The 26,083-nt window shown below is 61.7% G+C and carries 26 protein-coding genes and 2 tRNA genes; 14 read left to right on the top strand and 14 right to left on the bottom strand.

What is annotated here, in order from left to right; all coding sequences use genetic code 11:
• Positions 1-12: 12 nt before the first annotated feature.
• Both rnpA and rpmH read right to left on the bottom strand, forming a co-directional pair.
• On the bottom strand, positions 13-456 hold the full coding sequence (gene rnpA, locus N008_RS10720) for a ribonuclease P protein component (protein ID WP_231569683.1): 444 nt from the start codon (positions 454-456) through the stop codon (positions 13-15).
• Between the two features lie 16 nt (positions 457-472).
• On the bottom strand, positions 473-631 hold the full coding sequence (rpmH, locus tag N008_RS10715) for a 50S ribosomal protein L34 (protein ID WP_044015888.1): 159 nt from the start codon (positions 629-631) through the stop codon (positions 473-475).
• Positions 632-871: 240 nt separating this feature from the next.
• On the opposite strand from rpmH, the gene N008_RS10710 reads away from it, so the two are divergent.
• Positions 872-2,608: a M61 family metallopeptidase gene (locus N008_RS10710; protein WP_044015886.1), complete on the top strand. Its 1,737-nt coding sequence runs from the start codon at positions 872-874 to the stop codon at positions 2,606-2,608.
• Between the two features lie 202 nt (positions 2,609-2,810).
• Complete coding sequence (locus tag N008_RS10705; RefSeq protein WP_156109225.1) at positions 2,811-3,584, top strand: hypothetical protein; 774 nt, start codon at positions 2,811-2,813, stop codon at positions 3,582-3,584.
• 110 nt (positions 3,585-3,694) lie between these two features.
• Here the strand turns inward: N008_RS10705 and N008_RS10700 are convergent, their stop codons facing one another.
• From N008_RS10700 to N008_RS10690, 3 genes are all read right to left on the bottom strand, one after another.
• The gene (locus N008_RS10700) at positions 3,695-3,934 is read right to left on the bottom strand and encodes a hypothetical protein (protein WP_044015882.1); all 240 of its coding nucleotides are present in this window, start codon (positions 3,932-3,934) and stop codon (positions 3,695-3,697) included.
• A gap of 220 nt (positions 3,935-4,154) precedes the next feature.
• Entirely contained in the window at positions 4,155-5,087 is a 933-nt protein-coding gene (locus N008_RS10695) for a PfkB family carbohydrate kinase (protein ID WP_044015880.1), read from the bottom strand.
• Positions 5,088-5,266: 179 nt separating this feature from the next.
• Positions 5,267-5,340 (bottom strand) — tRNA-His (locus tag N008_RS10690).
• 263 nt (positions 5,341-5,603) lie between these two features.
• Here N008_RS10690 and N008_RS10685 point away from each other — a divergent pair.
• Positions 5,604-7,031, top strand: a complete 1,428-nt coding sequence (locus N008_RS10685) for a DEAD/DEAH box helicase (protein ID WP_044015878.1) — start codon at positions 5,604-5,606, stop codon at positions 7,029-7,031.
• Between the two features lie 154 nt (positions 7,032-7,185).
• On the opposite strand, the gene N008_RS10680 is transcribed toward N008_RS10685, so the two are convergent.
• The 3 genes from N008_RS10680 to N008_RS10670 all read right to left on the bottom strand — a co-directional run bounded on the left by N008_RS10680 (position 7,186) and on the right by N008_RS10670 (position 9,423).
• The gene (locus N008_RS10680; protein WP_156109223.1) at positions 7,186-7,659 is read right to left on the bottom strand and encodes a hypothetical protein; all 474 of its coding nucleotides are present in this window, start codon (positions 7,657-7,659) and stop codon (positions 7,186-7,188) included.
• Positions 7,660-7,762: 103 nt separating this feature from the next.
• On the bottom strand, positions 7,763-8,455 hold the full coding sequence (gene upp / locus N008_RS10675) for a uracil phosphoribosyltransferase (RefSeq protein WP_081910743.1): 693 nt from the start codon (positions 8,453-8,455) through the stop codon (positions 7,763-7,765).
• Entirely contained in the window at positions 8,443-9,423 is a 981-nt protein-coding gene (locus N008_RS10670) for a GNAT family N-acetyltransferase (protein ID WP_044015876.1), read from the bottom strand. Before N008_RS10670 ends, upp begins: the two co-directional genes overlap by 13 nt.
• Positions 9,424-9,565: 142 nt before the next feature.
• Between N008_RS10670 and N008_RS10665 the strand changes: the two genes are divergently transcribed.
• The 8 genes from N008_RS10665 to N008_RS10630 all read left to right on the top strand — a co-directional run bounded on the left by N008_RS10665 (position 9,566) and on the right by N008_RS10630 (position 17,763).
• Positions 9,566-11,419, top strand: coding sequence for a hypothetical protein (locus tag N008_RS10665; protein ID WP_052381432.1), 1,854 nt, complete (start codon positions 9,566-9,568; stop codon positions 11,417-11,419).
• Between the two features lie 107 nt (positions 11,420-11,526).
• Complete coding sequence (locus N008_RS10660; RefSeq protein ID WP_044015875.1) at positions 11,527-11,886, top strand: hypothetical protein; 360 nt, start codon at positions 11,527-11,529, stop codon at positions 11,884-11,886.
• Positions 11,887-11,956: 70 nt separating this feature from the next.
• The gene (locus N008_RS10655) at positions 11,957-13,798 is read left to right on the top strand and encodes an ABC transporter ATP-binding protein (RefSeq protein WP_044015873.1); all 1,842 of its coding nucleotides are present in this window, start codon (positions 11,957-11,959) and stop codon (positions 13,796-13,798) included.
• Positions 13,799-14,275: 477 nt separating this feature from the next.
• The gene (locus N008_RS10650; protein WP_156109221.1) at positions 14,276-14,530 is read left to right on the top strand and encodes a hypothetical protein; all 255 of its coding nucleotides are present in this window, start codon (positions 14,276-14,278) and stop codon (positions 14,528-14,530) included.
• 15 nt (positions 14,531-14,545) lie between these two features.
• On the top strand, positions 14,546-14,935 hold the full coding sequence (locus tag N008_RS10645; protein WP_156109219.1) for a hypothetical protein: 390 nt from the start codon (positions 14,546-14,548) through the stop codon (positions 14,933-14,935).
• A gap of 79 nt (positions 14,936-15,014) precedes the next feature.
• Positions 15,015-15,425 carry a hypothetical protein gene (locus N008_RS10640; RefSeq protein WP_044015868.1) on the top strand — a complete coding sequence of 137 codons (411 nt, stop codon included), beginning with the start codon at positions 15,015-15,017 and terminating at the stop codon, positions 15,423-15,425.
• 18 nt (positions 15,426-15,443) lie between these two features.
• Complete coding sequence (gene lpcA / locus N008_RS10635; protein WP_044015866.1) at positions 15,444-16,046, top strand: D-sedoheptulose 7-phosphate isomerase; 603 nt, start codon at positions 15,444-15,446, stop codon at positions 16,044-16,046.
• A 178-nt stretch (positions 16,047-16,224) separates the two neighbouring features.
• Complete coding sequence (locus N008_RS10630) at positions 16,225-17,763, top strand: YifB family Mg chelatase-like AAA ATPase (RefSeq protein WP_044015864.1); 1,539 nt, start codon at positions 16,225-16,227, stop codon at positions 17,761-17,763.
• A gap of 163 nt (positions 17,764-17,926) precedes the next feature.
• Here N008_RS10630 and N008_RS10625 read toward each other — a convergent pair.
• Positions 17,927-18,002 (bottom strand) — tRNA-Lys (locus tag N008_RS10625).
• 238 nt (positions 18,003-18,240) lie between these two features.
• Here N008_RS10625 and N008_RS10620 point away from each other — a divergent pair.
• Entirely contained in the window at positions 18,241-19,272 is a 1,032-nt protein-coding gene (locus N008_RS10620) for a quinone-dependent dihydroorotate dehydrogenase (protein WP_044015862.1), read from the top strand.
• Positions 19,273-19,481: 209 nt separating this feature from the next.
• Here the strand turns inward: N008_RS10620 and N008_RS21595 are convergent, their stop codons facing one another.
• Positions 19,482-20,459 carry an acyloxyacyl hydrolase gene (locus N008_RS21595; RefSeq protein WP_197062836.1) on the bottom strand — a complete coding sequence of 326 codons (978 nt, stop codon included), beginning with the start codon at positions 20,457-20,459 and terminating at the stop codon, positions 19,482-19,484.
• A 331-nt stretch (positions 20,460-20,790) separates the two neighbouring features.
• Here N008_RS21595 and N008_RS10610 point away from each other — a divergent pair, with 331 nt between their 5' ends.
• Both N008_RS10610 and N008_RS10605 read left to right on the top strand, forming a co-directional pair.
• On the top strand, positions 20,791-21,501 hold the full coding sequence (locus tag N008_RS10610; RefSeq protein ID WP_044015860.1) for a porin family protein: 711 nt from the start codon (positions 20,791-20,793) through the stop codon (positions 21,499-21,501).
• Positions 21,502-21,631: 130 nt separating this feature from the next.
• Positions 21,632-22,297, top strand: a complete 666-nt coding sequence (locus tag N008_RS10605) for a porin family protein (protein ID WP_052381430.1) — start codon at positions 21,632-21,634, stop codon at positions 22,295-22,297.
• A 114-nt stretch (positions 22,298-22,411) separates the two neighbouring features.
• Here N008_RS10605 and N008_RS10600 read toward each other — a convergent pair whose 3' ends face one another.
• The 4 genes from N008_RS10600 to plsY form a co-directional block, all read right to left on the bottom strand.
• Positions 22,412-23,776 carry a dipeptidase gene (locus tag N008_RS10600; protein WP_044015858.1) on the bottom strand — a complete coding sequence of 455 codons (1,365 nt, stop codon included), beginning with the start codon at positions 23,774-23,776 and terminating at the stop codon, positions 22,412-22,414.
• A 67-nt stretch (positions 23,777-23,843) separates the two neighbouring features.
• Positions 23,844-24,260 (bottom strand): hypothetical protein, encoded by a 417-nt coding sequence (locus N008_RS10595; RefSeq protein ID WP_044015856.1) that lies wholly within the window; start codon positions 24,258-24,260, stop codon positions 23,844-23,846.
• A gap of 72 nt (positions 24,261-24,332) precedes the next feature.
• The gene (locus N008_RS10590; protein ID WP_044015854.1) at positions 24,333-24,764 is read right to left on the bottom strand and encodes a hypothetical protein; all 432 of its coding nucleotides are present in this window, start codon (positions 24,762-24,764) and stop codon (positions 24,333-24,335) included.
• Between the two features lie 566 nt (positions 24,765-25,330).
• A complete protein-coding gene (gene plsY / locus N008_RS10585; protein ID WP_044015853.1) occupies positions 25,331-25,969 on the bottom strand; it encodes a glycerol-3-phosphate 1-O-acyltransferase PlsY in 639 nt (212 codons plus the stop codon).
• Positions 25,970-26,083: the final 114 nt, after the last annotated feature.

Genomic DNA, 26,083 nt, shown 5'->3' with positions numbered 1-26,083 from the left:
AGAAAAACAACCCTACACAGCAGACGCCTGCGCGCCGTGCGGGGTTGCGTCAGTCAGCAAACGCTCCAGCCCTGAAATTAATTTTTTTTCCACCAGCGCGAAAGGCTTTTTTTCCTTCCCGGTGTAGATAATGGCCAGCAGCCCGACGCCGTGGCCGCCCGCAGCCTCCGTGAGGCGGTGCTTATTGAGGCGGTAAGCCTCGCGCATGAGGCGCTTGAGGTAGTTGCGGTCGACGGCGCGCTTGAAATTGCGCTTGCTCACGCTCACCAGCACCTGCGGGGGCGTAGCGGTAGGCGTTTCGGCGGGCCGCCACACCAGCCGCAGGGGGTATAAACCAAAAGAAGAACCCTGTGCGAAAAGCTCATCAATGAGTTTTTTTCGGCACAGGTGTTCTTCTTTCGAAAACGAATAGGAGCGCTCCTCCGGCAACGGGTGCGGGGTAAGGAGCTCAGCCACAGCAGTTGGCAGCAGCCTAGCGCTTGTGACGGCCTTCGTCGGATACGGTCAGGCGCTTGCGGCCTTTGGCACGGCGGCGGGCCAGCACGCTGCGGCCGTTAGCGGATTCCATGCGGGTGCGGAACCCGTGCTTGTTGCGGCGCTTACGCTGCGAGGGCTGAAAAGTACGTTTCATGGTATGTCTGGTGACTCAATTACAGGTAGGGCCGGCAAAGGTAAGCGGTTGAGTTGGAAACAACAAAGCCTCGGCCGCCTTTTTCCGCAGCCGGTTGCCGGCATCTGCCCGCCGTTCAGAGCCTTGGCGTGTCCTGAAGGCTGGTTTTCAGGGCCGAAAACCCTGTTATTTATCCGCTTATTTCGGCCGGATAGCCCTACCTTTGTACTGGGTTTTCAGCCCTTTCCGCCCCGCGCACCCATGATTCACTACTCCGTCTCGTTTGAGAACCCGCTGACCTTTTACGTGCAACTGCACATGACGTTTGAGGTACCCACCGACGGCCCCGCTACGGTGGAGCTGCAGCTGCCGGCGTGGCGCCCGGGCCGCTACGAGCTGCAGAATTTCGCCCAGAAAATTCAGCAGGTAGAGGTTTCGGATGCTGCCAGCCACGAGCTGCTGCCCACGCGCAAGCTCACCAAAGACCGGTGGGAAGTGCGCGAAGCCGCCGGCCGCACCGTGCGGGTGAGCTACAATTTCTACGCCCACCAGATGGACGCCGGCGGCTCCTGGCTCGACGAAAGCCAGCTGTACATGAACCCCGTGCAGGGCTTCATGTACGTGGAAGGCCGCCAGCACGAGCCCTGCCAGGTGCAGCTGCACCTGCCCGAGGGCTGGCAGCTGGCCTGTGGCCTCCCGCAAAGCGGCCCCAACGTGCTGCAGGCCCAGAGCTTCGACCACCTCGCCGACTCGCCCTTTATTGCCAGCCCCACGCTGCAATACCGCAACTACGAGGTGCAGGGCCTCCCCTTCTACATCTGGATTCAGGGCGAGTGCCCCGTGGACTGGCAGCGGCTGGTGGCCGATTTCCGGGCCTTCAGCCAGGAGCAGCTGGCCCTGTTCGGCGCCTTTCCGGCCCAGGACTACCATTTCCTCAACCAGATTCTGCCCTACAAGCACTACCACGGCGTCGAGCACCTTAACTCCACCGTCATTACGCTGGGCCCAGCCGAGCTGCTGATGACCGAAGGGCTGTACAAGGAGCTGCTGGGCGTGAGCTGCCACGAGCTGTTCCACGCCTGGAACATCAAGAGCATCCGGCCGGCTGAAATGCAGCCGTACGACTACAGCAAGGAAAACTACTTCCGCACCTGCTTCATTGCCGAGGGTGTCACGACGTACTACGGCGAGTACCTGCTGGCCCGGGCCCAGGTGCGCTCCGCCGAGCAGTATTTCGCGGAGCTGAACACGGTGCTGCGCAAGCACTACGACGACTACGGCCGCTACCACCTCTCCCTGGCCGACGCCAGCATGGACCTGTGGCTGGACGGCTACAAGCCCGGCATTCCGGACCGCAAGGTATCGGTGTACCACAAGGGCGCGCTGGTGGCGCTGCTGCTCGACCTCACGCTACGCCGCCTCTCCCAGCACCAGCGCAGCCTCGACGACGTGATGCGCCGCCTCTACGAGGAATTCGGCAAAACCGGCATCGGCTACACCGAAGACGACTACGTGCGCATCGTGACGGACGTGGCCGGGCGCGACATGACGGCCTATTTCGACAAGTTCATCTACGGCACGGCCCCGCTGGAAGAGCCGCTCGACAAGGCCCTGGCCTTTGTGGGCTGCACGCTGCGCATCACCGAGAATATGTCGGCCTCTGAGGGCTTGTTTGGCTTCCGGACCGTGACCCGCAACGAGCGCACCGAAGTCACGGATATCCTGCCCGGCTCGCCGGCAGCGGCGGCTTTCACCGTCGATGATGAGCTGGTGGCCGTGAACGGGCGCCGCGTGGACATGAACCTGCAGAGCCTGCTTTCCGCCGACAGCGAACATCCGTACGAGGTTAGCGTATTCCGCCAAAACCGCCTGCTCACGGTGCCGCTGGCGGCCCGCAGCGGGGAGCGGTTCTGGCAGAAGATTACCATCGAAAAGCTGCCGGCCGCCACGGCAGAGCAGCAGGCCAGCTTCCGCAGCTGGCTGAAACAGGATTTCTAGCGCGTCAGGCTCACGGGTCAGCCGGGCAGCCTGCGTTGGTTTCCTGCTGACACCTTTTCCGCTTGCCGTATCACGTAGCGCCAGCACCTATTTCCCAAGTACCGGGCACCCAACCCTGAAGCGCCCTATGCACCCACAACTAAGCTCTAATTCCTGACTCATGTTCCGGCTTCGCGCACTAGTAGTGGTTTTGCCGCTGGCAGTGCTTGTATTGAGTTGCTCTTTTCGTGGCCCGGCCGAACGTGCCCAGCCCGGCGTGCCCGTGACGGCGCCCGTGGCGCGGCTGCCCCGCCCCATTCCGCCGCGCATCTACCGCCTCGGCCACCTCGACACGCTGGTGCAGGTGCCGGGCCGGGTGCTGCCCATCCATCAGGCGTCGCGGGGAACTTATGAGCGGCTGCCCCAGCCCATCCGGCTGCCCGTGCCGCCCGCTTCGGCGGAGGAAGAAGAAGCTTTCGATTTTGAGGCCGAGGAGCGCAACCGCCTGCGCACGGCCGGCAAGAGTGTGCGCCGCCTGGGCAAAGCGCTGTGGCTCTACCCCACCGCAGCCAAGGCGCTTCAGCTTCGCAACAACCCCGCCGACAACCCCGACACCAACATCAGCTACGAGTACTTGGCCACGCTGCCCGCCATCCGGCAGTGGCTGGTGGCCGTGCACCTCTACGAGGGCGGCTACTCCATGCTGGTCGACCAGCGCACCGGCCGCCGCACCCGCGTCTGGAGTGCCCCAGCCGTAGCGCCAGACGGCCGCCACTTTGTGTGCGGCAACTCCGACGTGCTGGCCCGCTACGAGCCCAGCGGCCTGCAGCTGTGGTCGGTGGAGGGCAGCACGCTGCGCCTGCTGTGGGAGCGCCAGACTGAATGGGGCTGCACCCAGCCGCGCTGGCTCGACAACAAAACCATCCTGTTCGAGCAGGACTTCTTCGACAACGGCGACGTGGACACCCGCGTGGTGCGCCTGACCGTGGTGCCGTAGGCTGGAAATCAGCAATAAAAAGTGAGAGGTGAGACTTTCGTTCTGCCGGCCCGATTGGGTTTCAGAACGAAAATCTCACCTCTCATTTTTTATTGCTGCGTGCTACCAGCCTAGTCGCCCTGGCGGCCGGGGCCTTTGCCGCCGCCGTCTACCGACATGGGCTTGTTGCCCTGTGGGTTGCTGCGGATGTTGTTCACGCCTTCGCCGGCCGAATTGCCATCGGTGGTGTTACCGTGGGCCGATACGTCGGTGGTGTTGGGGCTTTGCACCTGCGTGCTTTTTTTCTTGGTATTGGCAGCCGGGTTGACGGACGTTTTATCGTTGGTCAGGTCGGTTTCTTTTTTGCTCATGCTCATGGCCGTGGGGGGGTTACGGGTGGATGAATACTCCTTCTACCCTGCCGCTGGCCGTGGGGTTGCGCAAAATTCGGGCACGAAAAAGCCTCAGCCGGTGTGGGCTGAGGCTTTTAGCTAGTAGAACGTCATTCCGAGCAGCGCGAGGAATCTCGCTAGTATGGTATAATTACTACTCTGACGAGATTCCTCGCGCTGCTCGGAATGACGTTTTACTCTACGAAGCCACCGTGGCGGCCGGGGCTACGGCTACCAGATCGGCAAACTGCTGCTCGCGGGCTTCAATTTCTTCCTGCGTGAGGTGCAGCAGCCGCTCGGTGCCGAACTTCTCCACGCAGAACGAGGCCATGGCCGAACCGTGAATCACGGCGCGCTTCATGTTCTCGAAGCTGATGTCGTCGGTGGCGGCGAGGTGGCCGATGAAGCCGCCCGCGAAGGTGTCGCCGGCGCCGGTTGGGTCGAATACTTCCTCCAGCGGCAGGGCCGGGGCGAAGAAAATCTGCTTCTTATCGAAGAGCAGCGCGCCGTGCTCGCCTTTCTTGATGATGAGGTACTTGGGGCCCATTTCCAGGATGATCTTGGCGGCCTTCACCAGCGAGTGCTGGCCCGAAAGCTGGCGGGCTTCCTCGTCGTTGATGCTGAGCACGTCCACCATTTCGATGGTCGTTTTCAGCTCGTCGAGCGCAATATCCATCCAGAAGTTCATCGTGTCCATCACGATGAGCTTGGGCCGGTTGACGAGGCGCTGAATCACGAGGCGCTGAATCTGGGGCGTGAGGTTGCCCAGCATCAGGTATTTGCAGTCCTGATAGGAATCGGGCAGGATGGGGTCGAAATCGGCCAGCACGTTCAGTTCCGTCACCAGCGTTTCGCGCGAGTTCAGGTCGTTGGCATACTTGCCCGACCAGAAGAACGATTTCTCACCCTGCTTGATCTGCAGGCCGGTGGTGTCGGCGCCGTGCTGCTGGAGCAGGTCGATGTCGGATTGCGGGAAGTCGTCGCCAACTACGGCCACCAGCTTCACCGGCTTCACGGAGTAGCTCGCCGACAGCGAAATGTAGGTAGCCGCGCCACCAATGATTTTGTCGGTTTTGCCAAAAGGCGTTTCCAGGGCGTCGAACGCCACCGTACCGATTACGACCAGACTCATATTCAGAGAGGAAAAAAGTGATTCATACAAGAGACTTCTGCCTTGCAACGCCGCAAATATCCAAATCCTTCCGCACTACCGCCGAATTTATTGCACCTACGGCCGCCTGCCCACCCGGCGTAACTACCTGATTAGACAAAGAAAAAGCCTCTGACGCAATGTCAGAGGCTTTTGCAGTGGGTAAATAATGGGGCTCGAACCCACGACCTTCGGAATCACAATCCGACGCTCTAACCAGCTGAGCTATATCTACCGTGTTTGTTTTGGAGCAACAAAAGTAGTGCACGAAAGTGCATTTGCAAACTTTGATGGCAGTTTTTTTCTGGATGGCACGATAACCTGCTGTCATCCTGAGCAGAGCGAAGGACCTTATTACGAATGAGCAAGCGGTTGTCAGACCTATTATTCGGGCGTGATAAGGTCCTTCGCAGGCTCAGGATGACCGTGGATTATCGGTTCACGGAAAAACGCCGCCTATATTCCCCGTACCTTTGCGGCTTGCAACACCCTTTTGACATGTCCGATACGCCGCAGGTGCCCGCCTTTTCCGATTTCAAGCTCAACAAGCAGCTACTCACGGCCGTAGCCGAGGCGGGCTTCACGGAGCCCACGCCTGTGCAGGCGCAAACCATTCCGCTGCTGCTCGCCGGCCACGATATCCTGGGCATTGCCCAGACCGGCACCGGCAAAACCGCCGCCTTCGGTTTGCCGCTGCTGATGAAGGTGAAATACGCCCAGGGCACCCACCCGCGGGCCCTGGTGCTGGCCCCCACGCGCGAGCTGGCCATGCAGCTGGAAACCCACCTCAAGAAGCTGGCCGTCTACACCGACCTGCGCATTTTCGCCATCTACGGCGGCCTGGGCCCGAAAACCCAGATTGAAACCATTGCCGCCGGCGTCGATATTCTGATTGCCACGCCGGGCCGTCTGCTGGAGCTCTACCTCAAAGGCGACCTGGTGCTGAAGGAGCTGAAAACGCTGGTGCTGGATGAGGCCGACAAGATGATGGACATGGGCTTCATGCCCCAGATCCGGCGCATTCTGGAAGTTATTCCCACCAAGCGGCAGAACGTGCTGTTTTCGGCCACCATGCCCGAGAAGGTGTCGGTGCTGAGTGAGGAGTTTCTGGAGTTTCCGGTGCGCGTGGAGGTGACGCCCGCCGCCACCTCGGCCCAGACCGTGACGCAGGAGCTCTACGAAGTGCCCAACCTGCTCACCAAAATCAACCTGCTGGAGTACCTGTTTCTGGACTGGGACACCTTTCACCGCGTGATGATTTTCACGCGCACCAAGGAGCACGCCGACAACGTGGCCAGCTTCCTGGCGCGCAAGGCCCACGGCGAGGTGCGCGCCATCCACGGCAACAAGGGCCAGAACATGCGCATCAACGCCATGGAGGCCTTCAAGGCCGGCGACATCCGCTTTCTGGTGGCCACCGACGTAGCGGCCCGCGGCATCGACGTGCCGTTGGTAAGCCACGTCATCAACTTCGACGTGCCGCTGATTTACGACGACTACGTGCACCGCATCGGGCGCACGGGCCGGGCGCAGCACACGGGCGCGGCCATCACCTTCGCTAACGAGGCCGAAATGCACCACATGCAGAAGATTGCCGAGCTGATCCGGCAGGAAATTCCGTTGGTGCCACTGCCGCCCGAAGTGGAGGTGATGCCCACCATGTTTGAGGAGCAGCAGGACATGGACCGCGAAAAGGACGAGCGCCGCAAGCGCGAAGACCCCGAGTTCAAAGGAGCCTTCCACGAGCGTAAAGAGTGGATCAAGCCCGGCGTGACGATTGATAAGCGCACCGGCCGCCCCTTCGTGGCCGGCCCCAACCGCAGCACCAAAGGCAGCAAGTTCAACTCCACGAAAGGCAGCGACTCGCGCCCCGGCAAAAAGGCCGTGAAAGCCGCCCGCGCCAAAGCCCGTACCAAGCGCAAGTAGTCCTGCCGTTGCGAGAACGGAGCAACGCTTCTTTCTCGCTTAGGACTCACTTCCCCATCAGAAAGCCCTCCGGCATTAGGTACAACCTAGTGCCGGAGGGCTTTCTGCTTAAAGTCGCGGCGCGCTTGATGCGCGGAATGCCAGCAAGGCTAGCCTAGCGGTAATGGTCGAAGATGGGCAGGTGGCTGAACTTGACAGCCAGCAGCGTGAAGGCCGCGCCCCACAGCACGGCGCTCCAGAACATGTGCAGCATGATGCGCAGGCGCGGCACGTGGAGCTGCGTGGCAATGACGGTGCCCCCGATAGGGCTGAACAGAATAGGCGTGAGAAAGGCAATGCCCGCCATGCCAAACCGCCGGAAAATCCCCACGATGCGGCGGCTTTTGCGGCTGAACAGCGGCTTGCCCTTGGCCTCGCGCCGCCGCCGTTGGTGCAGGGCCCACATTTTGCCCACGCTGGAAATCAGCAGCACCGTCGTCATCATGCCCGCCACCGACAGCAGCCAGATCAGCGGAACTGGCACGCCGGCCGCCACGCCGGCCACCGGGGCTGCCACGAACTTAACCATGCCCAGCAGGAAAACGGAAGCGTATTTAAGCAATTGAGGCAGCACGGCAGCAAGGAACACAAGCAGGAAGCGAATCCTAAAAATACGACGAACTTCGGGAAGAGGTGCGTTATCATTTAAGGAAGAAACGCTGGAATGCGTTCCGTATGGCTGGGGCAAGAAGTTACAGCTTGCTGCCGTACGACAGGTCGCCGGCGTCGCCGAGGCCGGGCACGATGTAGGCCTGCTCGTTGAGCTTTTCGTCGATGGCGGCTACCCAGAGGGTGGCTTCCGGGATTTCGCGCGTCACGTAGGCTACACCATCGGGCGAGGCAATGACGGCGGCAATGTGCACCTGGCGCGGCGTGCCGAAGCGCAGCATGGCCCGGTAGGTTTGTACCAGGCTCTTGCCCGAGGCCAGCATGGGGTCCACCAGAATCAGCACCCGCTCATCGAGGCTGGGCGCCGACAGGTAATCGACCTGCACCTGCACCTGCGAGGTGCCCTCGATTCGGTAGGCGGCCGCAAAGGCGCTCGGCGACTGGTCGAAATAATTAAGGAAGCCCTGGTGAAACGGCAGGCCGGCGCGCAGCACCGTGGCCAGCACCGGGAAGTCGTGCAGCTGCAGGCTTTTGGCTTCGGCCAGTGGCGTTTTCACGGTTTTCTCCACGTAGCTGAGCTGGGAGCTGATGCGGTAGGCAATGATTTCGCCGAGGCGCTGCAGGTTGCGGCGGAAGCGCAGCGAGTCGCGCTGCACGTCCACGTCGCGCAGCTCGGCCAGAAAGTGGTTGGCGATGGACGGCTCGGCGCACACTACGTGCACCCGAGGTTTGTCGGCGGCGGCGGCATCGGCCGGGAGAGAGGTCAGCGCATCCATTGCAGGTACCAGGGGCGTTGGGAGGTGAAGGAAAGGGCCACGTAGGGAACGGGCGTGGCCCCGAAATTGGCGAAAAAACGGGCAATAGACGGTATCATGCCGCCCTCGAAGTCGAGCACCAGCCCAGGCGTGACGGCGTGCTGCTGAATCACGTAGTCGAGCAGCAGCAGCGGGGCGCCGGCTTTGCGGCCAGCCGGCGAGGCTGCCGCAAACAGGTACACCAGCTGCGTGCGGTAGCGCACAAACAGGGCCGCCGCCAGCAACTCGCCGGTTTCGGGGTGGCGCACCTGCAGCGGCAGGGCCTGGCCCAACGGCTGCAGAAAGGCATACAGAGCTTGTAGCTGCCGGTAGTGTTTGGGCTTGAGGCCGGCCGCCTCGCCGCTGTGCTGCCGGAACAGAGTCAGCATTTCGCGGATATCGGGCAGCGGCGCCACCATCAGCGGCGCGGCTAGCTGGCCGTTGAGGCGCAGGCGGCGGCGGTAGTCGGCGGCGTAGCCGGCCAGCAGCGTGGCGTAGCTGGGAGCCAGCGGCAGATGGTAGGTGAGCCGCTCAGTGAGCTGGAACCCGGATGGCGCGGCGGCCAGCTGCTGGCCGGTGTGCAGCTGCAGGTAGCCCTGGGCGTAGTGCCCGGGCAGCAGCGGCAGGTAGTCGAGCAGCTCGCGGTGGCGGCTGGCGGCGGTGGTGAGCAAGCCGAGCTGCTGAGTGAAGGCCGGCTGGTAGAGGGCGCGGCCCCAGGGACGGCGCTGCACGGGCAGCGGCAGCACGCTCAGGTAGTCGCCGGCGGGGCCGGTTTCCACTACGGCATCCCAGCGGCCGGCGGTGGCCGTTAGCCAGCCGCTTTGCGCGTAGGGCATCGGCTGGCTGGCCCGGGCCACGCAGGCATCCCAGGCAGGAAGGTCGAGTTGAGGATGGCGGAGCAGCAGCAGGGGCACGCGCCAAAGGTACACGCGCCGGGCCTTGGGTGGCAATCCACCCGGGCAATGCCGGCCACGGCGGCACGTTTAGAGGGGCACACTTCCCTCGCAGCCAGTGCCGTCGGCGTCCGACTGTTGCGCCAACTGCGTAGGTTTGCGACTTGGCTGCCGGATTTGCGTATGCGGCCTACCTCTTATGAAAAAACCTATCCTCCTTCTGGCCCTGAGCGCCTTGCTGCAGCAGGCAGCCTTCAGCCAAAGTATGTCGCTGCAGTTCGATGGCCCGGTTCCGCCGCCGCCCGCGCCCGACAACCTCGCACTATCGCCCAACTATACGCAGGGCTCTACTACCGTGCCGCTCGATGCCGACGTGTACCGCATGATTGACCGGTACGCCATTCTCTACGGCACCGACTCTATCTACCAGCTGCATACGTCCGTGCGGCCCTACCCGCGGGCGGCCGTGGCGCGCCTGGCCGAGCGGATGCTGGCCGACAGCGCCAACCTCTCGGCCCAGGACCGGTTCAATGCCGAGTACCTGCTGCGCGACAACTGGAACTACACCTCCCGCGCCACCGCCGTAAACCGGCGCGCCCAGCCGCGGCTGAAGTATTTCTACGAGCGCCACTCCGACCTCTACAGCGTCGCCACGCCCGATTTCACGCTGCGCGTGAACCCGGTGGCGGGCCTGAGCCTCGGCAACTCCGACGGCTCCAAGAGCTACGCGTTTCAGAACACCCGCGGCATTCAGCTGGAAGGCACCATTGATAAGCGCCTGGGCTTCTACACCTTCCTGGCCGACAACCAGATGGCCGTGCCCGAATACGTGCAGCAGCGCGTGGAGCGCGACCTGGCCGTGCCGCACGAGGGCTTCTGGAAGCCGTTCAAGAACACGCCTAGCCAGTACGACTACCTCTCGGCGCGGGGCTACCTCACGTATGCCGCCGGCCGCCACGTCAATATCCAGCTGGGCCACGACCGGAACCAGATTGGCAACGGCTACCGCAGCCTGATTATGTCGGACTACTCGGCGCCGTATCTGTTCCTGAAGCTGAACACGCGCATCTGGAAGTTCAACTACCAGAACCTGTTTGCGCAGATGGTATCCGACGCGCCTAATGTAGACGACTCCTACGAGCGCAAGTATCTGGCCATGCATCACCTCAGCCTCGATGTGCGGCCCAACCTGAACATCGGCGTGTTTGAAAGCGTGGTGTTTAGCGGCTACGAGGAAGTACAGGACATAATATCCCCACCTGGAGCCAACCCTCCTGTATACCAGACCCGCCAGCGCCGCCGTGGCTTCGAGCTGCAGTACCTGAACCCCATCATCTTCTACCGCGCCGTGGAGCAGGGCGTGGGCTCCGAGGACAACGCGTTGCTGGGCCTGGATTTCAAGTGGAACGTGAAGCAGCAGCTGCAGCTCTACGGCCAGGTGGTGCTCGATGAGTTTGTGCTGAGCCAGATCCGGAGCGGCAACGGCTGGTGGGCCAACAAGCAGGGCATTCAGCTGGGCGCCAAATACGTGAACGTGGCCGGCATCCGCACCCTGGACGTGCAGGGCGAGTTCAACTACATCCGCCCCTACCTCTACCAGCACGAAGACAAATACCGCAACTACCAGCACTACCAGCAGCCGCTGGCGCACCCCATGGGCGCCAACTTCTGGGAGCTGATTGGGATTGTGAGCTACCAGCCGCTACCGCGCCTGAACGTGGTGGCCAAAGGCTTCTACGTGAAGCAGGGCCTCGACCCGCTGGGCCAGAACTTCGGCGGCAACCCCAACCTGCCCTACACCAACCGCCCGCTGGAAGCCAACGGCAACATCCGGGAGTTCGGCTTCCGCGTCGGCGACGGCGCCACGTCATACCTGTTCCACGGCGACCTGACCGGCACCTGGCAGGCGGCCCACAACCTCTGGCTCGACGGCAAGCTCATAGTGCGCAACCGCACCCTCGACCAGGCCGTGCCCTACGCCACCGCCGGCACCACCGCCCTGGCTTCGCTGGGCTTGCGCTGGAACATCGCCCAGCGCCTGCACGAGTTTTAATCGATAGAGAGCAACAGAGCATCATCCACTAACGAGATTCCTCGGCTCCGGCTCCGCCTTCGCTCGGAATGACGTTCTTTTACACCATCAACTCATCACCACACTCCATGCGTCACGAACCCGAAGCCCTGCTGCTGTACCGTCCCGTCAATCAGCAGGAGCTGGATTTGATTGCGGCTTCGGGGTGGCTGGAGTTTCCGCCGCGCCTGCCGGAGCAGCCGATTTTCTATCCGGTGCTAAATGAAGAGTACGCCACCCGCATTGCCCGCGACTGGAACGTGCCCTACTACGGCGTGGGCTACGTGCTGCGCTTCGCCGTGGAGGCCGAGTACGCCGCCACCTTCCCGGTGCAGAACGTGGGACTGCGGGAGCACAACGAGCTGTGGGTGCCCGCCGAGGAGCTGGCCGAGTTCAACCGCCACATTATCGGCCAGATTGAGGTAGTAGCCGTTTTCGGAGCGAAGTAGATCCGGGCGGGCCGGGGGTGGCGGGGTACAGGCTAAAGCCTATGCTACAATGCTACCTTTGTGGCTACCGATGAAGACCTACCTCCGCATTCTGCAATACGCCCGGCCCTACGCCGACTTTCTGCCGCTCTACCTGCTGCTCACGGTGCTGACCATTGTGTTCAGCATCTTCAACTTCACGCTCATCATTCCGCTGCTGGACGTGCTGTTTGATACCACCGACAAGTCGCCGGTGCCTGCTGCGCTGCCTGGTTTCTCGCTGTCGGCGGAGTATTTCAAAGACACTTTTTACTACCATTTCGGGCAGGTGATAGCCGAGCGCGGCAAGCTGGGGGCGCTGTCGTTTGTATGCGTATTCGTAGTGGCCTCGGTGTTTTTCAGCAACGTATTCCGCTACCTCAGCTTCCGGCTGATTGCCCGGGTGCGGGCCCGCGTCATCCGCGCCCTGCGCCTCGACCTCTACCACCGCATCATTCAGCTCCCGCTGGGCTACTTCAACGGCGAGCGGAAGGGCGACCTGATGTCGCGCTTCACGTCCGACGTGCAGGAAGTGGAAACGTCGGTGGTGAACACCCTGACCGGCGTAATCCGGGAGCCGCTCACCATCATCTTCTACTTCATCGTGCTGTTCAGCATTTCGGTGAAGCTTACGCTGTTTACCCTGGTGCTGCTACCCATTTCCGGGGGGCTGATTGCGAGCTTGTCGAAGCGCCTGCGCACGCAGGCCAAGCGCAGCCAAAGTACACTCGGCTCCATGCTGTCCGTGATTGACGAAACGCTGGGCGGCATCCGGGTCGTGAAGGCGTTCAACGCCCAGGCCTACATCACCGGCAAGTTTGAAGACCAGAACGACCAGTACGCCCGCACCTCGCGCCGCATCGACAACACCCGCGACCTGGCCTCGCCGTTTTCGGAGTTTGCCGGCGTCACGGTGGTGGCGGGGCTGCTGTACTTTGGTGGCACCCTGATTCTGGGCGGCGAGTCCAACCTGTCGGCGGCCACGTTCATCGGCTACATCGTCATCTTCTCACAGGTGCTCACGCCAGCCAAGGCCCTGTCGTCGTCGTTCGGCAACATCCAGCGCGGGCTCGTGGCCGGCGAGCGGGTGCTGAGCATCATCGACACCGACCCCGTGCTGCGCGACAAGCCCGACGCCCAAGTGCTGCCCGAGTTCCGGCAGCAGATTGAGCTGCGCAACCTGCAGTTTGCCTACGCCGACGCCCCGGTGCTGCAGGACATCAACCTGACCATTGAGAAAGGCAAAACCGTGGCCTTGGTAGGCCCCAGCGGCTCCGGCAAAAGCACCCTCGCCGACCTGCTGCCCCGCTTCTACGACCCCACCGGTGGCCAGATCCTCATCGACGGCCACGACGTACGCGACTGCACCATCCACTCGGTGCGCGAGCAGATGGGCATCGTCACGCAGGAAAGTATCCTGTTCAACGACACCATCCTCAACAACATCCGCTTCAACACCGAAGCCACCGAGGCCGAGGTGATGGAAGCGGCCCGCATTGCCAATGCCCACGACTTCATCATGGCCACGCCCGAGGGCTACCACACCCTCATCGGCGACCGGGGCGGGCGGCTGTCGGGCGGGCAGCGGCAGCGGCTCAGCATTGCCCGCGCCATCCTGCGCAATCCGCCCATCCTCATCCTCGACGAAGCCACCTCGGCCCTCGATACTGAAAGCGAAAAGCTGGTGCAGGAAGCCCTAACGCGCCTCATGCAGAGCCGCACTTCGCTGGTCATTGCCCACCGCCTGAGCACCGTGCAGCACGCCGACGAAATCATTGTGCTGCACCAGGGCCGCATTGCCGAGCGCGGCACCCACGACGAGCTGCTGCGCCAGCCCGGCGGCCTCTACCAGCGCCTCAGCCAGATGCAGGCCACCAACGCAGCGCTGGTGTAGGGATTGGGGATTATGGACTGGGGATTATGGAATAGGGGCTGGAGAGTAGAGTTTCTAACAAAACCAGATTCCAGCTTCCAAAAAGATGCTTCAGCCACTTGATGCGGCGGTGCGTTGAGGTTTTGGCAGAAGCACTTAAGGCTCGGTACTTGAATCTTACCGAACAAGTAACTCACGCTGCGGAGTAGTTGCGGAGTAGCCACGCAGCCCCAGCGGGGCGGTATATTGGTAGAAGCAGCAACGGAACATTTCCGTAAGCCCCGGCGGGGCGACACCTTGACTGCACCGTCCAAGTGTCGCCCCGCCGGGGCTTTGTTCGTTTCATTGACTATGACGCTACCTACATACCGCCCCGCAGAGGCTACGCCTCAACTTGGGTTAGATTAATTTCCTTACGTGCCATTGATTGCACCAAATCCAGCATATTGCGCTGCCTAATTCCTAGGCCCTAATCCCTACTCCTTAATCCCTAAAATTATGTCTACCCCTCAGGTTCCGTGGTATAAGTCGCAATGGTTCTGGACGCTGGCCTTGGTGATGATTGGCCTGCGCTTCGCCTATAAATACTGGCGCCAAGAGCAGCAGACAGATTCGGCCACCCGCATGGAGCAGCTCACCGAGCGGAGCGCGGCGCTGGAAGACCGAATCCGGGCCAGCCAGGCCGCCAGCACCGCCCCCGTAGTGGTAGCCGATTCCACCGTTTTGGCCGATACGGCCGCCATGGCGCGCTAAGGTCCGGCCGGCGGTATGGCGACTTCCTCTGATACTACGCGCCGCTGGGTTGCCACCCTGATTGTGCTGCTGCTGCTGGCCCAGGGCGGCACGTGGCTGTGGCGCAAGTTCCGGCAGGCGCAGCAGCAGCCCGCCCGGCAGGCCACCGAGGCCGCCCTGCAGCGCAAAATAGCCGCCAGCATGGCCTACGACACCGCCCTGCTCCGCGCCGACTCGCTGCTGACCGCCGCCGACACGCTGGCCGCCACCCGCCTGCTGGACTCGCTGCGCCGCCAGCCCACCGACAGCCTCTTCCCGATTGAGCGCCAGAAGTTACGGCAGCTGCAGGCACGGCTGGCCGGCGCCCGACCTTCATCGGGACAGGCGGCACCACTTCAGCCCGAGGCTGACAGCCTGTTAGAATAAGTGAACCACTATATTTAACCCGCCTGCGGCGTTTTCGCGTACACGGGCCCATTGTTCACTCACCTAGCTCTGCTACCTCATGCTTGCGCTGAAACGTCTGGTCACCATTCTGGTGATGCTTTATGTCCTGCTGGCTCTGTTGCTCATTCTCAGCCCCGGCTCGCGCGACGGCCTGATGGCCGTGACGGCGGGTAGCAACGCCGCCGGCTTTTACTACGCCCTGTTCGTGACGGGCGCCGTGCTGCTCACCCTGCAACTCATCACCGAAAACCTCGACAGCACCTTGCTGCGCCGCAACGTGGCCGCCCACGAAGGCAAAATCAACGAACTGAAGGCCCGCCTCTACGACCAGCAGCTGGAGCAGCGCAGCCCCGGCCTGGGCGCGCCCCGCACCGGCACCACCGTGCACCCCGAGGGCTACGTAGTGCCGGCCCCCGTGCCGCCCGACGCCCCCCGCCCCACCACCCGCGACGAGGCGCCGCTGGCGTAGCCGGCTTATCTTCGCGCCGTGAACACCCCCGTTTCCCTCCCCGACCTCATCCGGGCGGAGCTGACCGAAGCCCGCACCGTGCTGGACCGTTTTCTGGCGGACCCCGCCAACCTCACGGCCATCGAGCAGGCTGCCCGCCTCATGGCTGGCAGCCTGCGCCAGAAAGGCAAAATCCTGAGCTGCGGCAACGGCGGCAGCCTCTGCGACGCCCAGCACTTTGCCGAGGAGCTTACTGGCCGCTACCGCCAGAACCGCCCCGCGCTGGGCGCCATTGCCCTGACGGAGGCCTCGCACATGAGCTGCGTGGCCAACGACTTCGGCTACGACCACGTCTTCAGCCGCTACGTGGAGGCCCTGGGCCGCCCCGGCGACGTGCTGCTGGCCATCAGTACCAGCGGCAACTCGCCCAACGTGCTGCGCGCCGCCGAAGCTGCCAAAGCGGCCGGCATGCAGGTAGTGGGCCTCACCGGCAAGGACGGCGGCCAGCTGGCCGCTGTCTGCGACGTGGAAATCCGGGCCCCGCACCACGGCTACGCCGACCGGGTGCAGGAAATCCACATCAAGGCCATTCACATCATGATTATGCTCATCGAGCAGCTGGTGGACGAACAGGGCAGCTAGCCCGTTCTACCTGCCTGCTTCCGGCGGTTCTGCCGCTGCTGTATTCTTTCGCCCGTAGCTTCTTCCCGGCCCGGCCTAACCCGCTGAGCCGATAGAAGCTACGGGCGAATTTGTATGCGCCGGGATGTAGGATTTCGGCTATATTGCTACTCCACTTTATTGTTTACCGACGGATCCTATGCTTACCAAAACCTTCGGCTCGGCCGTGCAGGGAGTAAACGCTTATACCATTACCATTGAAGTAGTTGTATCGCAGGGCACCAATTTCTACGTGGTGGGTTTGCCCGATAACGCCATCAAGGAAAGCCAGCAGCGCATTGAGGCGGCCCTCAAGTTTCGGGGGCTGCGAATGCCGCGCACCAAAGTAGTCGTGAACATGGCCCCGGCCGATATCCGCAAGGAAGGCTCGGCCTACGACCTGCCCATTGCGCTGGGCATCCTGCACGCCTCGCAGCAGCTCAGCACCGAGCAACTGGGCGAGTACATCATCATGGGCGAAATGGCGCTGGATGGCGCCCTGCGGCCTATCAGAGGCGTGCTACCGATTGCCATTCAGGCCCGCAAAGAAGGCTTCAAGGGCTTCATCCTGCCCCGTGAGAATGCCCGCGAGGCCGCCATCGTCAACAACCTCGACATCATTCCGGTGGACACCATGCAGGAGGCCATCGACTTCTTTGAGGGCCGGCTGGCCATTGAGCCGCTGGTGATGGACACGCGTGACGCTTTTCAGCTCGACGCCAACCAGTATGCCGCCGACTTCGCCGACGTGCAGGGCCAGGAAAACATCAAGCGGGCTCTGGAAATAGCGGCGGCCGGTGGCCACAACGTCATCATGATCGGGCCGCCCGGCGCGGGCAAAACCATGCTGGCCAAGCGCCTGCCCACCATTCTGCCGCCGCTGACCATTCAGGAAGCCCTCGAAACCACCAAGATTCACTCGGTGGCCGGCAAGCTGGGCGCCAACGCCTCACTGCTGGGCACCCGTCCCTTCCGGGCCCCGCACCACACCATTTCCGACGTGGCGCTGGTGGGCGGCGGCGGCAACCCGCAGCCGGGCGAAATCTCGCTGGCCCACAACGGCGTGCTGTTTCTGGATGAGCTGCCGGAGTTCAAGCGCACGGTGCTGGAGGTGATGCGCCAGCCGCTGGAGGAGCGCCGCGTGACCATCTCGCGGGCCAAGGTCAGCATCGACTTCCCGGCCAACTTCATGCTGATTGCGAGCATGAACCCCTGCCCCTGCGGCTACTACAACCACCCCGAGAAAGAGTGCGTGTGCGGCCCCGGCGTGGTGCAGCGCTACCTCAACAAAGTCAGCGGCCCGCTCCTCGACCGGATTGACCTGCACGTGGAAGTCACGCCCGTTACGTTCGACCAGATGACGGAAACGCGCAAGGCCGAGAGCAGCCAGGCCATTCAGCGCCGCGTGGATGCCGCCCGGCAGGTGCAGGCGCGCCGCTTCCAGGATTTCCCCGACATCCACTCCAACGCTATGATGCCGCCCCAAATGGTGAAGGACATCTGCGCCATCAACGACGCCGGCCGCACGCTGCTCAAAACCGCCATGGAGCGCCTCGGCCTCTCGGCCCGCGCATACGACCGGATTCTGAAAGTGGCCCGCACCATCGCCGACTTGGCCAAAGCCGACGAAATTCAGCTGCCGCACCTGGCCGAAGCTATCCAATACCGCAGCCTCGACCGCGAAGGCTGGGCCGGCTGAATCACGGATTTAACCGGATTTTTCGGATTTCGCGGATTTTGTAGTTGGCGCGGGACTGGATGCCGGGCAAGTTGCGGATGGCTGTACGACCTGGGCTTGCAGGGACTTTGGCTTCCGGTAAGCAACAATAAAAAACCCTCACTGCATTTCGCAGTGAGGGTTTTGGTGATCCCGCTGGGATTCGAACCCAGGACCCATACATTAAAAGTGTATTGCTCTACCAGCTGAGCTACAGAATCAGTTCCCGTTGCAGTGGCCTTGGCTTCCTGCTGAAGGGATGGCAAAAGTACTAGGTCATTTCACTTCCTGCAAGCTTTTTTCTGCCTTTGCGGTCAGGCAGCCCGTGTTGCCCACCCGATTCAGCTAGTTTTCAGGTATATATCTTTCAAAATAAATTTTTCAGGAGCTGTTGCCAGACCGCGTGTCCGCTAACGGAATAAGTGGGAGCTTTGTCTTCCGGAAACGCGCTGGTCAGCCATGTACAAAGCCCTACTCAAGCCCCTGCTCTTTCAGCTCGACGCAGAAAAAGCGCATCATCTGGTGTTCGATAACCTACGGCGCACCCACCGGGTGCCGGGCGGGGCCGCGCTGCTGCGCGGGCTCTACGACTTTCAGCATCCGGATCTGGAGCGGGAGGTGTTCGGGCTGCGGTTTCGCAACCCGGTGGGGCTGGCCGCCGGCCTCGACAAAAACGCCGAGCTGCTGCCGGAGCTGGGCGAGCTGGGCTTCGGGTTCGTGGAAATCGGGACGGTGACGCCGCGGCCGCAGCCTGGCAACCCCACGCCGCGCCTGTTCCGGCTGCCGCAGGACGGGGCGCTGCTCAACCGTATGGGCTTCAACAACCAGGGCGCCGCCGCCGCCGCCGAGCGCCTGCGCGGCCCGCGTCCGGCCGGCCTGATTGTGGGTGGCAACATCGGCAAGAACAAGGACACGCCCAACGAGCAGGCGGCCCACGACTACGTGGCCTGCGTGGAGGCGCTACACGCCGTGGTCGACTACTTCGTGGTGAACGTGTCGTCGCCGAATACGCCGGGGCTGCGGCAGCTGCAGGAGCGCGAGCCGCTGATCCGGCTGCTACAGCAGGTGCAGGAGCGCAACGCCACGCTGCCCTCGCCCCGCCCGCTGCTGCTCAAAATAGCCCCCGACCTCACCGACGCCCAGCTCGACGACATCCTGCTGATAGCCCGCGAAACCCAGCTCAGCGGCCTCGTGGCTACTAACACCACCATCAGCCGCAACGGGCTGCAAACGCCCGCCAGCCACGTGCAGAGCCTGGGCGCCGGCGGCCTGAGCGGCCGCCCGCTGCGCCAGCGCGCCACGGAGGTGGTGCGCTACCTGCATCAGCACAGCAAGGGCGCACTGCCCATTATCGGGGTGGGCGGCATTCACTCACCCGAGGACGCGCAGGAAAAGCTGGCGGCCGGCGCCTCGCTGGTGCAGCTGTACAGCGGCTTCGTGTACGAAGGCCCCAGCCTGATCAAACGCATCAACCAAGCGCTGGTGAAGTAGCGGGTTGCTGGGTTGGTGGCGTGGTGGGTTGAACGTCATGCTGAGCTTGCCGAAGCATCTCTACCGCTTCGTTGGGTAACCATGCCCAGCGAAAGCACGCGAGATTCCTCGCGCTGCTCGGAATGACGTTTCAGCGAAGCGGTAGAGATGCTTCGGCAAGCTGAGCATGACGTTCGACCCACCAACCCACCAGCCCACATATCCACCATTTACAGCTTCACGCCCACTTTCCACTCGATTACGTCGGCGGAGCCGCGGTGTACTTTGAGGTCGACGGCGCCGAAAAGGCGGTCGGTGACGTGGTATTTCAGGCCGATCCGCTCGTAGTAGAACGCATTGGACTTGTAGGGATTGTAGAAGTAGATGCCCAGGTGCGTGACGACGGCCAGGCGGCCAAACAGCAGCTCGTGGCCGATAATGGCACCGGCTTTTTTCACGTCGGGCAGATTCTCGGTGGTGCGGGCGGTGTCGCGCAGCTGGGACAGCAGGCTGCGGTCGTAGAAGCCTTCGAGGCCCACCAGCAGGTTGCTTTTGCGTCCCATGCGGCGTCCGCCCAGCACCGACACCGAGTGCACGAGGTATTTGTGGCGGTCGATGGCGCTGCGCTGCTTGAAGCCCAGGCTGGTACTCAGGTTGAGGAAGTTCCGGCCCAGGTCGGCGGGGGTGTCGTCGGCGGGCGGGGCCAGCGGCACGAAGGGGCGCTGCTGGTGGTAGTTGAGCCCCAGAAACACGGTGGGCAGGTTGATGCCGAAGTTGGGCTTGGTGGTGGCGCCGTTGGAGTAATGATTCAGCCCCAGTCCCACCAGCAGCCCCAGGTGCTCGGCCACGGCCACGTCGTACTCCAGGCGCATCTGTAGCGTAGCGTTCAGGCGCGAGCTGACGATGGTGTTTTTGTGGTTGGTTTCGAGGCTGAACGGATTAGTGAAGTAAGCCAGGCCAGTGCCCAGCCGGAAGTTCAGCTCATGCCGGGGCGAGTACAAAAACCGTTTGTTGAGGTAGATAGTGGAGGCGTAAGACTGGCCCAGCACGGGATTGTGGTAGTCGTAATATACCAGCGCCAGCCCGATTTTAGGGTAGCGGTACCAGGCGTGCCAAGGCTCCGAGCCGTTGGTCTGGCGCTGCAGGTTCAGCTCCAGCCCCGTGGGGTGCGATACGGCCAGATGGTTGATGGCCGGGGTATGGGCCATAATAAAACTTCCCTGCGCGTAGGCCCCAATCACCAAGGGGCCGGGCGCGGGTGACTGCGCCTGTACAGGTGCGGCCAGCAGCAGCAAAAACGCCCTTGTAAGCTTCAGTATCAATCGAATATAAAAAGGCATACGACAGCAAAACGAGCCCGAAAATAGGCATCTGAAGCGCTGCTACCCGCACGTATTGCCCAGATTAATTTTTCAACTCAACGCAACATTTCGAGTACTTCCTTCGCTAAGAGGCCCTGAAACGGCCCGCATAGTGGCCTCTGGCCCGGGTTTGTGTTGCCGTTGTGTGTTTGCCACCTCCACCCCCTCACCTATTCTCATGAAAAAGTCTCTTGCCCTCACGCTGGCCCTAGTGTCTGCTACTGCTGTTGCTCACGCCCAGGACGCAGGTGGTTTCCGCATCGGCATCAAAGGTGGCGCTACGTATGCCAACCTCGCCGGTAAAGATGTTCAGCAGATCACAGGCCCTACCTACGACACCGATCTGTCTGATCGTTTGCTCGGGTTCAACGCAGGCCTTGCCTTCACCATCCCGCTTTCCAGCGACGGCTTCTTCTCATTTGCTCCTGAGGTGCTGGTGAACCGCAAAGGCTACCAGATCGAGCAGAAATTCAAAAACCCTACCGGCGCAATTAGCAGCCTCGAAATTGAAACCAAGCGCAAGCTGACTTATATCGATGTGCCGTTGCTGGCGAAAATCAATGCTGGTGGCTTGTTCTTCGAGTTAGGCCCACAGGTAGGTTATCTGGCCCGCTCCAGCCAGGACACGGAAACCACTACCAAGTTCAGCGACGGCCGTAAAGATGAAGCAGTATCCGGGGAATCGGATGGCAAATCTGACTTGGCTAGCTTCGATATCGGTGCTATTGCCGGCCTAGGCTACCAGACCGAAGGCGGCCTGAGCGTTGGGCTGCGTTACAACCGTGGCTTCAACTCGCTTATCGATACCAAAAATATTGATGGTGAGCCTAAAGCATTCAACGATGCCTTCATGCTGCAAGTAGGCTACCTGCTGCCGCTGGGCAAGTAATCGTCTGGCGCAATACTTTCTAAAAACGGCCGTTTTTTCGCACGAAGAAATGGCCGTTTTTTTGTGGCCTTAGTCCACTTGCCAGAGTGGCTCGTATAGGCCATTGGTATTCACTCAACCGTGTTTTCTCATGAAAAAGACTTCTGTTGCCTTGTTTGCCCTGCTGCTGCTGGGTGGCGCCTCCGCCCACGCGCAGGGCATCCGGTTCGGCCTGAAAGGCGGCGCTAACCTGTCCAACATCTCCGGCGACCTGACCGAAGAAGACCGTTACAAAAACAAAGTTGGCTTCCACGGCGGCGCCATGCTCAACATTGGCCTGCTCGACGACGGTTTCCTGTCGGTGCAGCCGGAAGTACTGTTTTCGCAAAAGGGCTTCACCTACGCCGACGATGAATTTACCATTGCCGGCACCCGCGTTAAATACGACGGCGACAGGACCTACAATTACATCGACGTGCCGGTGCTACTGAAAGTGCGCGCCGGGGGCGTGTATTTTGAAGCCGGCCCGCAGTACAGCTACCTACTGAAAGTGAAAGACGAATCCAAGGTGTCGGTCAACGGCAACACGGCCTTCCAGCGCCAAGGTGTGGCCGACCTCGACAACGTGAACCGCAACGAAATCGGGTATGCCGCCGGGCTGGGCTACCAGGCTGATAACGGCCTGATGCTAGGCATTCGCTACAACGGCTCGTTTACGGATTTCGGCAAAGACGGCTACACCGGCGACGCCGACGTGCGCAATGCCCGCAACTCGCTGTTCCAGGCCTCGGTAGGCTTCCTGCTGCCCGGCAAATAATCGGTAGGTAGTAGCGCGAACTAAAAAGTTTGCGCTACTGACCGTCGGCCTTCAAAAGCAAAAAGCCCGGTTCCTACGTAGGAACCGGGCTTTTTGCTTTTATACAACCACTCCTTACGCCTTCATGGCCGCGGCGTAGTTGCGGTAGAAGTGCGGTATGGTTTCGATGCCTTTCAGGAAGTTGAACACGCCGTAGTGCTCATTGGGCGAGTGGATGGCGTCGGAGTCGAGGCCGAAGCCCAGCAGCACCGTGTCGAGGCCCAACTCGGTTTTGAACATGGCCACAATCGGGATGGAGCCGCCGCCGCGCGTGGGGATGGGGCGCTTGCCGAAAGTGGTTTCCATGGCGTCGGCCGCGGCTTTGTAGGCTACCGAGTCGGTCGGCGTCACGACGGGCTCACCGCCGTGGTGGGGCTTCACGACCACCGTTACGCCGCTGGGAGCAATGCTTTCGAAGTGCTTCTGGAACAGGGCCGTGATTTCGTCGGAAGTCTGGTAGGGCACCAGGCGCATCGAAATCTTGGCGTAGGCCTTGGAGGCAATGACGGTTTTGGCGCCCTCGCCAGTGTAGCCGCCCCAGATGCCGTTCACGTCCAAAGTGGGCCGGATGCCGATGCGCTCCACGGTGGTGTAGCCTTTCTCGCCGTACACATCATTGAGGCCGATGCTTTGCTTGAACTCGTCGTCGAAGTGCGGCACGCGGTTCAGCTCGGCGCGCTCTTCGTCCGTCAGCACCGCCACGTTGTTGTAGAACTCGGGGATGGTGATGTGGTTGTTTTCGTCGTGCAGCGAGGCAATCATCTTGCAGAGCACGTTGATGGGGTTGGGCACGGCCCCGCCGTAGATGCCGGAGTGCAGGTCGCGGTTGGGGCCGGTCACTTCCACTTCGTGGTAGCTCAGGCCGCGCAACCCCACCTCAATGCTGGGCGCGTCGTTGGCGAGCATGCCGGTGTCGGAAATAAGGATGACGTCGGCCTTCAGCTTTTCCTTGTTGGCGCGCACGAAGATGCCGAGGTTGTTGGACCCGATTTCCTCCTCGCCCTCAATCATCACCTTGATGTTGCAGGGCAGGCCACCGTCCAGGTTCATCATTTCCAGGGCCTTCACGTGCATATACACCTGGCCTTTGTCGTCGCAGGCGCCGCGGGCGTAGATCTTCTCGTCTTTGATGACGGGCTCGAACGGCGGCGAGTCCCAGAGCTCATACGGGTCGGCGGGCTGCACGTCGTAGTGGCCGTACACGAGTACCGTGGGCAGGCTGGGGTCAACGATTTTCTCGCCGTAGACGATGGGGTTGCCGGCCGTGGGGCACAGCTCTACCTTCTCCAGCCCTACTTCCTCGAAGCGGGCCTTGAGGTACTCGGCGGCTTTCAGCACGTCGCCGTGAAACTTGGGGTCGGCCGAAACCGAAGGGATACGCAGCCAGTCGAGCAATTCGCTCAGAAAACGGTCCTGGTGCTGTTCGAGGAGAGAAGCCATGCGGGAAGCGGGGTTAGTGGGGAATCCGGGGGTAAAAGTAGCCAACGCAGGCGTAGCGGGCAGCGCGCTACCGCAGCGCCGCCAAGCTTTGCCGCAGCCAGGCTTTGGCGTCGGTTTCGTTGTCGAAGATGCGGGTTTGGAAGGCCTTGAGCTGGGCGTAGAAGGTGGCCGCCGAAGAGTCGGCCATGGAATCGGGTGTGCTGATCATGGCCAGATAGCGCAGGCCAGCGGCGGCGGCGTTGGGCGCCCACTCGTTGATCACCCAGTCCATGGAATGGTCCCAGGGGCCGAGCACGTTGCGGGTATCGTTGAGCACGGCCTGGTAGCCGGAGCTAGCCAGCGCCTCCGTGTAGGCCCGGGCGCCGGCCTTGATGCTGTCGGTGGTGAGGTAGCCCATCCAGTCCACCGCAATCCAGCGGTTTGCGGTATCCTGCTCCACGCTGATATAGGTGCGGCCCAGCGCATTCTGTAGGGTCTGTTTCATGGGTAGTAGAGGGCAAAAGACAGCAACCACCTTCCGGCGCTATTGGCCGATGGGGAAGAGCGAAAAAACAGGCTAGCCGTGCAGCGCGTTGCGTAGCCAGCGCTTGGCCTCGGGCAGGGTGCGGTGGTGGGAAGGCTCGATGACGTAGGCGGCGGCTGCCTCTGTGTTGGCCGTGTAGTTCTGCACGGCAATCTGCCCGAACACGTTTTCGGCCAGCACGAAGCTCACGTGCCGGATGCCGGCGGCGTAGGCCCGGGGGTTCCAGACGGTATCGAGCCAGGTCTGGTCGGCGGGAGTGATGGCGCTGATCAGGCGCGTATCGGCCAGCCAGCCCAGCGGCTGGGTGCGGGTGGCTTCCTCGATGTACAGGTCCAGGCCCCGCTCCATGAGCGACTGAAACTGCTGGCGGTTGGCAAAGCCATGCCACTGTACAATCAGGCAGGGAACTTCCCGCGCCAGCAGCATAGAGCCATACGATTCCTCAATCAGGACGATATCAGCCATTAGGAAGAAGTGAGGTAGTAAATAGTGATTGAAGCCGCGCCCAACCGATGTACAAACATACCACGCCCCCGCGGTAAGCCCTAGCGTTACAGTAACCGTTTGTGGGTCGCGCCCAGTGCTATCAGATAGCAGCCAACAACTTGGTATTGTCTGCTATGAAGAAAATTCAGGCAGACAGGAACAGATACTATAAAGCAGATAGATACTGTCTCCCTAGTTGCTACTATTCGCAGCTTACTTCAAATAGACTCCGTCGACCATTTCGTATGCGGTAGAACTCCATCGTGCCAGCTTCTTTTCTCAGGCTGTCGCCTACCAGCAGCGAGTCCCATAAGTGGCTCCTGTCGTAGAAATACAAGGTAAACTCACTATCACCCTTTGGCTGCTGGATACCTATCCTCGGATAAGTATGATTAAGACTGTCGTTGTATTTTTTAACTACTACCGCTTTAATTTCCATCGGTAGAATTTGCTCACGGTAGTACTCCTGGCAATCTGCACAAGACGTCAGGCCACTCACAAGCAGCAATAAGCAGCGTCTTTTCATCTTAGTCCAGCTTTCTACTTCACTTCTTCCACGGCAGCGGCACGCGGCTCTCGGTGCCGGCCCGCAGCCGCCCAATGTTGGCGCGGTGGGTGTAGACGAGCAGCGCCGCCAGGATAAAGCCGAACCACACCAGCAGCGGATTCTGCGGCCGAAACGCCGGCAGCAGCTGCAGCAGCGCAAACGCCACCCCGGCCGACATGCTGCTCAACGAAACGTACTGCGTGGTGGCCAGCACCGCCAGAAACACCAGCACACACACGCCCACCGTGGCGGGCGCAATGGCCAGCATCATGCCCAGCACCGTGGCCACGCCCTTGCCGCCCCGGAACCCCGCAAACACCGGGTAGATGTGCCCCACAATGGCCAGAATACCGCAGGCCAGCTGGAAATACAGCAGCTGCCCGGGCGTGATGGCGCCCTGATTGAGCATCACCTGAGCCAGCGAGGTGGCGGCCCAGCCTTTCAGTACATCAATGGCCATGACAAAGGAGCCCGGCTTCTTGCCCAGCACCCGGAAGGTGTTGGTGGCGCCGGCGTTGCCGGAGCCATGCTCCCGGATATCGAGGCCGAAGAAGCGCTGGCCCACCCACAGGGCCGTGGGGATGGAGCCAAGCAGGTAGGCGGCCAGCAGCAGGCCGAGGATGATAGCAAGATTCATGGGCACAGAGAGAGGAACAGGGCCAAAGATAGAAAGTGCTGCATACGCTTCCGCGCGCCAGTTGGCCAACGGCGTGTAGGGCCGCAGCAAGGAGGCCCGGCAAGACATACGCTG

This window comes from Hymenobacter sp. APR13 (genome assembly GCF_000737515.1).
GTDB lineage: Bacteria > Bacteroidota > Bacteroidia > Cytophagales > Hymenobacteraceae > Hymenobacter.
Note: the sequence above shows the minus strand (reverse complement) of the source record. Positions and strands in the feature narration are given on the sequence as shown.